This is a genomic window from Pseudomonas ulcerans, assembly GCF_036324125.1.
GTDB lineage: Bacteria > Pseudomonadota > Gammaproteobacteria > Pseudomonadales > Pseudomonadaceae > Aquipseudomonas > Aquipseudomonas ulcerans.
In genome coordinates this window covers 46,186-55,469 of the sequence record NZ_JAZDQN010000042.1, presented here as the reverse complement: position 1 = coordinate 55,469, position 9,284 = coordinate 46,186, and the positions used below count along the sequence as shown (strand labels likewise).

Sequence of the window (9,284 nt, the reverse complement as noted above, 5' to 3'; positions counted from 1 at the left end):
TGCCTCTGCACACAACCAACCACCGCACGGGGGGGCTTTTGGGGGCCCGGGTTCCCCCCGCTTTCAGTATCTTGATTCGACACCGTCATCGCGGGTGAACCCGCTCCTACAAGGTCCGCGCAAGGTTTTGGGAATTTGTCTCCTAAGCTAATTCTAAAAAGTTATTTATTTCTAATTTCTTAGATCAATTAGTCTTTCAACCGCTCACCACCGAATCCGCCCGCCAGGAGTCCTTCATGACCTTCTTCGCCCCGTTGCGCCTGTTTTCTGCCCTGACCCTGGCCGGTGCCGCCATGTTCGTGCAGGCCGCCGACCTCACCGTCGCCTACCAGACCACCGTCGATCCGGCCAAGGTGGCCCAGGTCGATGGCCGCTACGAGCAGGCCAGCAAGGCCAGCATCGACTGGCGCAAGTTCGACAACGGCGCCGACGTGATCACCGCCGTGGCCTCGGGCGACGTGCAGATCGGCTACCTCGGCTCCAGCCCGCTGGCCGCCGCCGCGAGCCGCAAGCTGCCGGTGGAAACCTTCCTCATCGCCACCCAGATCGGCGCCGCCGAAGCCCTGGTCGCCCGTGACGGCGCCGGGATCAACTCGCCGCAGGACCTGGTCGGCAAGAAAGTCGCCGTGCCCTTCGTCTCCACCGGCCACTACAGCCTGCTGGCCGCGCTGAAACAGTGGAACATCGACCCGTCGAAAGTGCAGATCCTCAACCTCGCGCCACCGGCGATCACCGCCGCCTGGAAGCGTGGCGACATCGACGCCACCTACGTCTGGGACCCGGCCCTGGGCGTGGCCAAGGAAAACGGCAAGGTGCTGATCACCTCCGGTGACCTGGCCAAGAAAGGCGCGCCGACCTTCGACGCCTGGATCGTGCGCAAGGACTTCGCCAGCAAGCACCCCGAGGTGGTCAAGGCCTTCGCCAAGGTGACCCTCGACGCCTACGCCGACTACCGCAAGGACCCGCAAGCCTGGCTGGCGGACAAGGCCAACGTCGACAAGCTGGCCAAGCTCTCCGGTGCCAAGACCAGCGACATCCCCGGCCTGCTGCAAGGCAACGTGTTCCCGCTGGCCGCCGACCAGGTCGCCGCCCTCGGCGCGCCGACCACCGAGGCGATCACCGAAACCGCGAAATTCCTGAAAGAGCAGGGCAAGGTCGAGGCGGTCCTGCCGGACTACTCGCCGTACGTCAGCTCGAAGTTCATCACCAACTGAGTCACGGAGTCGTCATGGCCCTGCTACAGCTGGAGCGCATCAGCGCACAGTACCCCGGCGCCGCCGAACCGGTGCTCGCCGACATTTCCCTGAGCCTGGGCCCGCAGCAACTGCTGGTGGCCCTCGGCCCTTCCGGCAGCGGCAAGACCTCGCTGCTCAACCTGATCGCAGGCTTCGTCAGCCCCAGCGCCGGACGCATCACCCTCGACGGGGTGCCGGTGCAAGGGCCCGGTGCCGAGCGTGGCGTGGTGTTCCAGGACGATGCCCTGCTGCCCTGGCAGGACGTGCTGGCCAACGTCGCCTTCGGCCTGGAACTGGCCGGTGTGCCCCGTGCCAGGCGTGAGCAGAAGGCGCGGGAAATGCTCGCCCTGGTGGACCTCGCCGATTTCGCCGAGCGACGCATTTGGCAGCTCTCCGGCGGCCAGAAACAGCGCGTCGGCCTGGCCCGCGCGCTGGCTGCCGATCCGCGGGTGTTGCTGATGGACGAACCCTTCGGCGCCCTCGATGCCTTCACCCGCGAGCAGATGCAGGAGCTGCTGCTGCAGGTCTGGCAGCGCACGGCCAAACCGGTGTTCCTGATTACCCACGACATCGAGGAAGCGGTCTTCCTCGCCACCGACCTGATCCTTCTCGCGCCCAATCCCGGGCGGGTGGTGGAGCGCCTGCACCTGGACTTCGGCCAGCGCTACGCGGCGGGCGAGTCGGCGCGTTCGATCAAGTCCGATCGGTCCTTCATCGAAACCCGCGAGCACGTGCTGTCCCGGGTCTTCTCGCAACGCAAGGAGTCCGCATGAGCAGCCTCGAACTGCCGGTCACGGCCAAACCCACTGCGGCGGCTCCCCGCGTGCGGCGGACCCTGAGCACCCGCTGGATCAGCGGCCTGACCCTCGGCGGCCTGCTTGCCCTGTGGTGGCTGGTGACCGCCGCGGAATGGATCGAGCCGCTGTTCCTGCCGTCGCCGGAAGCGGTGCTGGGCAAGGCCTGGATCCTGCTGACCCAGGGCTACATGGAATCGACCCTGTGGCAGCACCTCGGTGCCAGCCTCGGCCGTATCGGCCTGGCCCTCGGTGCGGCGATCCTCACCGCGATCCCGATCGGCATTGCCATCGGCCACAACCGCGTCGCCCGCGGCATCCTCGACCCGTTGATCGAGTTCTACCGGCCGATCCCGCCGCTGGCCTACCTGCCGCTGATCGTGATCTGGTGCGGCATCGGTGAGCTGTCCAAGGTGCTGCTGATCTACCTGGCGATCTTCGCCCCGATCGCCATTGCCACCGCCACCGGCGTGCGCACCGTCGACCCGGCCAAGCTGCGCGCTGCGCAGTCGCTGGGGGCGAGCAAGGTGCAGCTGATCCGCCACGTGATCCTGCCCAGCGCCTTGCCGGACATCCTCACCGGCGTGCGCATCGGCCTTGGCGTGGGTTGGTCGACCCTGGTCGCCGCCGAGCTGATCGCCGCTACCAGCGGCCTGGGCTTCATGGTCCAGTCGGCGGCGCAGTTCCTGGTCACCGACGTGGTGGTGCTGGGGATCCTGGTCATCGCCCTGATCGCCTTCGCCCTGGAGATGGGCCTGCGCGCCCTGCAACGCAAGCTGGTGCCATGGCACGGCCAGAGCCACTGAAACGAATTCATTAGTGAGACAGACATGAGCCTGATCATTACCCCGCTGAGCCCGGCGCTCGGCGCGCAAATCAGTGGCGTGGACCTGAGCCGCACGCTCGATGCCGACACCCGCGATGCCATCGAGCAGGCCCTGCTCGCGCACCAGGTGCTGTTCTTCCGCGAGCAGGCGATCAACCCCCGGCAGCAGGCCGACTTCGCCGCACGCTTCGGCGACCTGCATATCCACCCGATCTACCCCAACGTGCCGGAAACCCCGCAGGTGCTGGTGCTGGATACCGCCGTGACCGATGTGCGCGACAACGCCATCTGGCACACCGACGTGACCTTCCTGCCGACCCCGGCGCTGGGCGCGGTGCTGGCGGCCAAGCAGCTTCCCGCTTACGGTGGCGACACGCTGTGGGCCAGCGGTATCGCCGCCTACGAGGCGCTGTCGGAGCCGTTGAAGCAGTTGCTGGACGGGCTGACAGCGACCCACGATTTCACCAAGTCCTTCCCGCTGGCGCGCTTTGGCAGCACCCCGGAAGACCTGGCGCGCTGGGAGGCCACGCGCAAGGCCAACCCGCCGATTTCCCATCCGGTGATCCGCACGCACCCGGTGAGCGGGCGCAAGTCGTTGTTCGTCAGTGACGGGTTCACCACGCGGATCAATGAGTTGAGCGAGCTGGAGAGCGAAGCGATCCTGAAGCTGCTGTTCGCCCACGCCACGCGGCCGGAGTTCACCATTCGCTGGCGCTGGCAGGAGAATGACGTGGCGTTCTGGGATAACCGGGTGACCCAGCATTACGCGGTGGATGATTACCGGCCGCAGCGGCGGGTGATGCATCGGGCGACGATCCTGGGGGATGTGCCGTTCTGAGATCCTGAGGCCGATAGGAATTCTGTGGGAGCGGGTAAACCCGCTCCCACAGGGGGCCGTGTCCAGCCTTAGATGATCCGGGCCTCTGCACTGGCTGGCTTCAACTGGATCGCCACGAACTTCGACGTCGGCGTATGGCTGCCATCGCCGACACTCTCCAGCGGCACCAGCGGGTTCACTTCGGGGTAGTACGCAGCCGCCTGCCCCGCCGGGATATCGAAGGCCAGCAAGGTAAAGCCCGTCACCCGCCGCTCCAGCCCATCTCCCCACAGCGACACGATGTCGGCCTTGTCCCCAGGATTGAAGCCCAGGCGAATGATGTCGGCTTCGTTGGCGAACAGCACGTTGCGCTGCCCGCGTACCCCGCGATAACGGTCATCCAGCCCGTAGATGGTGGTGTTGTACTGATCGTGGGAACGCATCGACTGCATGATCAGGTCCGGCAGCTTGCCGGTGGCACGCACGCCTTCGTGGAGCAGGTCGTCCGGCAGGCGGTTGGCCTTGAAGTTGGCCTTGCCGCTGGCGGTCTTCCAGATGCGCTTGCCGGCGTTGTTGCCCAGGTAGAAGCCGCCCGGGTGCTGCAGCCGCTCGTTGAACTGCTCGAAACCAGGGATGGTGTGCATGATCAGGTCGCGGATGCGGCCGTAGTCGGCGATCAGCCAGTTCCAGTCCACCGGGTGGTTGCCCAGGGTCGCGGCGGCGATGCCGGCGACCACCGCCGGCTCCGAGCGCATGTGCCGCGACAGCGGCTTGAGCTGGCCATTGGAGGCGTGGACCATGCTGAACGAGTCTTCCACGGTCACCGCCTGCGGGCCTTCGCCCTGCTGATCGATGTCGGTGCGGCCCAGGCAAGGCAGGATCAGCGCTTCCTTGCCATGGATCAGGTGGCTGCGGTTGAGCTTGGTGCTGATCTGCACGGTCAGGTCGCAGTTGCGCAGGGCCTGCGCGGTGCGGTCGGTGTCCGGCGTGGCCTGGGCGAAGTTGCCGCCCAGGCCGATGAAGACCTTGGCCCGGCCTTCGAGCATGGCGTGGATCGCCTCGACGGTGTTGTGGCCGTTATGCCGCGGCACCGGGAAGCCGAAATGTCGCTCCAGCGAGTCCAGCAGCGCCACCGGCGGACGCTCGTTGATACCCATGGTGCGGTCGCCCTGCACGTTGCTGTGGCCGCGCACCGGGCACAGGCCGGCGCCCGGCTGGCCGAGGTTGCCGCGCAGCAGCATGAGGTTGGCGATTTCCTGGATGGTCGCCACCGAGTGGCGATGCTGGGTGATGCCCATGGCCCAGCACATGATGACTTTCTTCGCCTTGACGTACATCCGCGCGGCCAGCTCGATCTCGCCCAGCGGCAGGCCGGACTGGGTTTCGATCTGTGCCCACGGGGTGGCGTCGACCGCCGCCAGGTACTCGTCGACGGTGGCGGTGTGCTCGGCGATGAAGGCGTGGTCGAAGACCGGCTCGCCACCACTGGCCTGGGCCTCGCGCTCCCACTGCAGGAGGAACTTGGCCATGCCGCGCATCATCGCCATGTCGCCGCCCAGGGCCGGGCGGAAGAATGCGGTGTTGGTCGGGCGGTCGCCGTTGGTCAGCATCTCGATCGGGTGCTGCGGATGCTGGAAGCGTTCCAGGCCGCGCTCCTTGAGCGGGTTGATGCACACCACCTGGGCGCCGCGCTGTACCGCCTCGCGCAGCGGTTCGAGCATGCGCGGGTGGTTGGTGCCGGGGTTCTGGCCCCAGACGAACAGGGCGTCGGCGTGCTCGAAGTCATCGAAGGTCACGGTGCCCTTGCCCACGCCGACGCTCTGGCCGAGAGCCACGCCGCTGGCCTCGTGGCACATGTTCGAGCAGTCCGGGAAGTTGTTGGTGCCGTAGGCGCGGACGAACAGCTGGTACAGGTACGCCGCTTCGTTGCTGGCCCGGCCCGAGGTGTAGAACTCGGCCTGGTCGGGGCTCTCCAGCGCCTTGAGGTGACGAGCGATGGTAGCGAAGGCGTCGTCCCAGCTGATCGGCTTGTAGCGGTCGCTGGCCGGGTCGTAGACCATCGGCTCGGTCAGGCGGCCCTGGTATTCGAGCCAGTAGTCGCTCTGCGCCAGCAGCGAGGTGATGCTGTGGCGGGCGAAGAAGGCCGGGTCGACGCGGCGCTTGGTCGCTTCCCAGTTCACCGCCTTGGCGCCGTTCTCGCAGAACTTGACCATGCCGTGTTCCGGCGAGTCGCCCCAGGCGCAGCCGGGGCAGTCGAAGCCGCCGTTCTGGTTGGTCTTGAGCAGGGCGCGGATGTTCTTCAGGGCGTTGTCGCTGCCGATCCACGCCTGCGCGACGCTGCGCAGCGCGCCCCAGCCGCCGGCGGCGCCGTGGTAGGGCTTGTAGCGCGGAACGGGTTTCTGGTCGGCTTGATGATGCAGGCTCACGATCGCTTCTCCCGCGCCGGGCTGTAGACCCGTGGCGCACTGTGTTGCGGCAGGTGGATGAGGTTCAGGTTGTGCCGCCGGGCCCATTGCAGGGCCAGGCCGGTGGGCGATGACAGGCTGACCAGGGTCTGGATGCCGGCGCGCAGGACCTTCTGGATCAGTTCCAGGCTGCAGCGGCTGGTGACGATGGCCAGGCCGCCACGGGTGTCGATGCGCTGGCGGACCAGGGCGCCGATCAGCTTGTCGAGGGCGTTGTGGCGGCCGATGTCTTCGCGACCGAGCAGCAGTTCACCGCTGGCGTCCATGAACAGTGCTGCGTGGACCGCGCCGCAGTGCTGGCCGAGGGGCTGGAAGGCGCTGATGCGCTGGCGCAGGCCGGCCAGCCATTGGGCCGGTGGCAGGGGTGCGCCGGGCAGTACTTTCAGGTCCGGCAGGGCCTGCTCCACGGCCTCGACGCCGCACAGGCCGCAGCCGCTGGTGCCGGCCAGCTGGCGACGCTGGGTCTTGAGGTTCCAGAACGCACGGCTGGCGATTTCCACCTGGGCGTGCAGGGCCGAACCGCTGCCGGCCAGCTTGATGTCGTAGATGTCGTCGGCGCTGTCGACGATGCCGCTGCCAATGCTGAAGCCGACCACGAAATCGTCGAGGTCGGTGGGACTGACCAGCATCACCGCCTGGCTGATGCCGTTGTAGGCGATGGCCAGGGCCACTTCCTCGGCGAGGTCGGCGCTGGCAGGGGAGCAATCTTCTAGCTGGCTGTACTCGTATCGCACGCTGGCGGCAGGGGCTTCCAGTGTCGTGGAAGCCGCGCAAACCGGTGGTTTGCTGCTCATTTATGGGTTACCCGAGGGCTAATCAGCCTTAAGCCTAGGCCTGTGCTCGGGTATCGTCTAATCGCTTGTACCGATGCCTTGATAGAGGCCGTCGATCATGCCTCGTCGAGCAATTTGCGGTATTCGGCGATGCAGGCTTCGGCCAGGGCCGAGCGCGGTGCCGTGCGCCGCATGATCAGGCCCAGCGGGGCCAGGCTGGTGGCCTGTTCGATGGGCTGCAGGCGCAGGCCGCCGGTCATCGCTTCGAGGCCGCTGCCCAGCGGCATCACCGCGCAGCACAGGCCGCCGTGGACCGCCTGGACCAACTGATGGACGGCATCGGTCTGCAACAGCAGGCGCGGGTTGAGGCCGCGACTGTGGAAGTTGTGGTCCACCGACTGGCGAAAGTGCATGCCGGCGGTGAGCAGGCCCAGGGGCAGCTCGGCCAGGGCTTGCCAGGTCAGCGGAGCGTCGTCGAAATGGAAGTGCGCCGGGTTGTAGAGCAGGCCCATGGGCGATTCGCCCAGGGGCAGGGCTTCGAAACGCTCCTGGTCGAGGCGTTCCAGATACGACAGGCCGAGGTCGAGGCGATTGCTGGTGAGCTGTTCGAGGATCTGTTCGGAGCTGAGGGCGCTGAGTTCGAAGGCCAGGTCCGGGTGCTGGCGATGCAGGCGTTGCAGCAACGGCAGCGGATCGAAGCTGGACAGCGGCACCATGCCCAGGCGCAGGGTCCCGGCCAGGTGCCCGCGACAGGCGGCGGCCTCGGCCTGCAGGCCGTCGTAGGCGGCCAGCACCGAGCGTGCCCAGGCCAGCACCCGCTCGCCCTGGGCGGTGAAGCCTTCGAAGCGCTGGCCGCGGTTGACCAGCTCCAGCCCCAGCTCGCGTTCGAGGTTGCGCAGGCGCATCGACAGGGTCGGCTGGGTCACGTGGCACAGCGCGGCGGCCTGGCCGAAGTGGCGGGTTTCGTCCAGGGCGATGAGGAATTTCAGCTGTTTGATGTCCATCGTCGTCTCGGGGCTGGCGGGCGAGGCATTCTAACCTGACCTAGACTTTGGACTCCGAGATTCCTTCAATCAGGGAGAGCGTCATGAGTCTGTTCAGTTTCGTGAAAGAAGCGGGAGAAAAGCTCATCGATCTGCTAACGCCGGGCAATGCCAATGCCGGCGAACAGCTCAAGGAGCATGTGGCGAAGGTGGGGTTGGGCAACCCGAACGTGCAGGCCACGGTGAATGGCGACGTGGTGACAGTGACGGGCGAGGTGGCGAGCCAGGAAGAGAAGGAGAAGATCCTCCTGGCCCTGGGCAATATCGCCGGGGTGGCGTCGGTGGATGACCAGATCACGGTGACCGGGCCGGTCGTCGCCGCAGCGCGGTTCGTGGTGGTGAAGAAGGGTGACACGCTCAGCGCCATCTCGCTGGCGGTCTATGGCAATGCCAACCAGTACAACAAGATCTTCGAGGCCAACAAGCCGATGCTGAGCCATCCGGACAAGATCTATCCGGGGCAGTCGCTGCGGATTCCGGAGTAACGCAGGTTCAGGGGCGTTGTGCGGACCCTGTGGGAGCGGGTTTACCCGCGATTACGGTAGTGGGCCCACCGACGCAATCGCGGGTAAATCGGACCGCCGAACCGCCGCTCCCACAAGAGATCTGCGTCGTCTTTCAGAGTCCTTCCAGTAACACCCGGTAGTCTTCCTGCGCCGCGAATTCCTCGGTATCGCGCGCAGGCTTGCGGCTGTCCGGCTGGCGCACCGCGAGCAGGTGGGCGACGCCGAAGGTGCGGGCGCTGCGCAGGATGGCCAGGGTGTCGTCGATGAACAGGCTGCGTGCCGGGTCGAAGCCGGTATCGGCCTGCAACGCGCTCCAGAACTGCTGGCTCTCCTTGGGATAGCCATAGTCGTGGGAGCTGATCATCCGTTCGAAGTACGGCGCCAGCGCCACCCGTTCCAGCTTCAGCGATAGCGAATCGCGGTGGGCGTTGGTGATCAGGATCACCCGCTTGCCGGCATCGCGCAGCGCCGCGAGAAACACGTCGGCATCCGGGCGCAGGGCGATCAGGTCGGCGGTTTCCAGCTTCAGTTCACGCACCGGCAGCTTCAGCTCGGCGCTCCAGAAATCCAGGCAGTACCAGTTCAGCGAGCCGGCATGGCGCTCGAACAGCGGCTGGATTTCCAGCTCGGCCATGGCCTGGCTGATGCCATGGTGCTCGGCATAGCGGCGGGGCAGGTGTTCGAGCCAGAAGTGGTTGTCGTAGTGCAGGTCGAGAAGGGTGCCGTCCATGTCCAGCAGGACGGTGTCGATATCGCGCCAGGCGAGGGCAGGCATGTGAAATATTCTCGTTCGGTCAGGCCGTGGTGGACGGTATAGTAACCCGT

The 9,284-nt window shown here is 66.4% G+C and carries 9 protein-coding genes; 5 read left to right on the top strand and 4 right to left on the bottom strand.

The window, feature by feature from the left end; translation table 11 throughout:
• Positions 1-236 precede the first annotated feature (236 nt).
• The 4 genes from tauA to tauD are packed head-to-tail and all read left to right on the top strand — an operon-like array spanning position 237 to position 3,693.
• Positions 237-1,214, top strand: coding sequence for a taurine ABC transporter substrate-binding protein (tauA, locus tag V0R59_RS26285; RefSeq protein ID WP_330077616.1), 978 nt, complete (start codon positions 237-239; stop codon positions 1,212-1,214).
• A 14-nt stretch (positions 1,215-1,228) separates the two neighbouring features.
• Positions 1,229-2,008, top strand: coding sequence for a taurine ABC transporter ATP-binding subunit (gene tauB, locus V0R59_RS26280; protein ID WP_330077615.1), 780 nt, complete (start codon positions 1,229-1,231; stop codon positions 2,006-2,008).
• Positions 2,005-2,835 carry a taurine ABC transporter permease TauC gene (tauC, locus tag V0R59_RS26275; protein ID WP_330077614.1) on the top strand — a complete coding sequence of 277 codons (831 nt, stop codon included), beginning with the start codon at positions 2,005-2,007 and terminating at the stop codon, positions 2,833-2,835. The genes tauB and tauC overlap by 4 nt, the downstream gene beginning before the upstream one ends.
• A 24-nt stretch (positions 2,836-2,859) precedes the next feature.
• Positions 2,860-3,693, top strand: a complete 834-nt coding sequence (gene tauD, locus V0R59_RS26270) for a taurine dioxygenase (RefSeq protein ID WP_330077613.1) — start codon at positions 2,860-2,862, stop codon at positions 3,691-3,693.
• 68 nt (positions 3,694-3,761) lie between these two features.
• Here tauD and V0R59_RS26265 read toward each other — a convergent pair whose 3' ends face one another.
• The 3 genes from V0R59_RS26265 to V0R59_RS26255 form a co-directional block, all read right to left on the bottom strand.
• Positions 3,762-6,098 carry an FdhF/YdeP family oxidoreductase gene (locus tag V0R59_RS26265; RefSeq protein ID WP_330077612.1) on the bottom strand — a complete coding sequence of 779 codons (2,337 nt, stop codon included), beginning with the start codon at positions 6,096-6,098 and terminating at the stop codon, positions 3,762-3,764.
• A complete protein-coding gene (gene fdhD, locus V0R59_RS26260; RefSeq protein ID WP_330077611.1) occupies positions 6,095-6,931 on the bottom strand; it encodes a formate dehydrogenase accessory sulfurtransferase FdhD in 837 nt (278 codons plus the stop codon). Before fdhD ends, V0R59_RS26265 begins: the two co-directional genes overlap by 4 nt.
• Before the next feature lie 95 nt (positions 6,932-7,026).
• On the bottom strand, positions 7,027-7,914 hold the full coding sequence (locus V0R59_RS26255) for a LysR family transcriptional regulator (RefSeq protein ID WP_330077610.1): 888 nt from the start codon (positions 7,912-7,914) through the stop codon (positions 7,027-7,029).
• An 83-nt stretch (positions 7,915-7,997) separates the two neighbouring features.
• Between V0R59_RS26255 and lysM the strand changes: the two genes are divergently transcribed.
• Complete coding sequence (gene lysM, locus V0R59_RS26250) at positions 7,998-8,438, top strand: peptidoglycan-binding protein LysM (RefSeq protein ID WP_330077609.1); 441 nt, start codon at positions 7,998-8,000, stop codon at positions 8,436-8,438.
• Between the two features lie 133 nt (positions 8,439-8,571).
• Here the strand turns inward: lysM and yrfG are convergent, their stop codons facing one another.
• Positions 8,572-9,234 carry a GMP/IMP nucleotidase gene (gene yrfG, locus V0R59_RS26245; RefSeq protein WP_330077608.1) on the bottom strand — a complete coding sequence of 221 codons (663 nt, stop codon included), beginning with the start codon at positions 9,232-9,234 and terminating at the stop codon, positions 8,572-8,574.
• Between the last annotated feature and the right edge of the window lie 50 nt (positions 9,235-9,284).

What these genes read in the sequence shown, in the direction of transcription:
- tauD (WP_330077613.1), top strand. Translation starts at nt 2,860, where the DNA reads ATGAGCCTGATCATTACCCCGCTGAGCCCGGCGCTCGGCGCGCAAATC.
- tauB (WP_330077615.1), top strand. Translation starts at nt 1,229, where the DNA reads ATGGCCCTGCTACAGCTGGAGCGCATCAGCGCACAGTACCCCGGCGCC.
- tauC (WP_330077614.1), top strand. Translation starts at nt 2,005, where the DNA reads ATGAGCAGCCTCGAACTGCCGGTCACGGCCAAACCCACTGCGGCGGCT.
- lysM (WP_330077609.1), top strand. Translation starts at nt 7,998, where the DNA reads ATGAGTCTGTTCAGTTTCGTGAAAGAAGCGGGAGAAAAGCTCATCGAT.
- yrfG (WP_330077608.1), bottom strand. Translation starts at nt 9,234, where the DNA reads ATGCCTGCCCTCGCCTGGCGCGATATCGACACCGTCCTGCTGGACATG.
- V0R59_RS26255 (WP_330077610.1), bottom strand. Translation starts at nt 7,914, where the DNA reads ATGGACATCAAACAGCTGAAATTCCTCATCGCCCTGGACGAAACCCGC.
- tauA (WP_330077616.1), top strand. Translation starts at nt 237, where the DNA reads ATGACCTTCTTCGCCCCGTTGCGCCTGTTTTCTGCCCTGACCCTGGCC.
- fdhD (WP_330077611.1), bottom strand. Translation starts at nt 6,931, where the DNA reads ATGAGCAGCAAACCACCGGTTTGCGCGGCTTCCACGACACTGGAAGCC.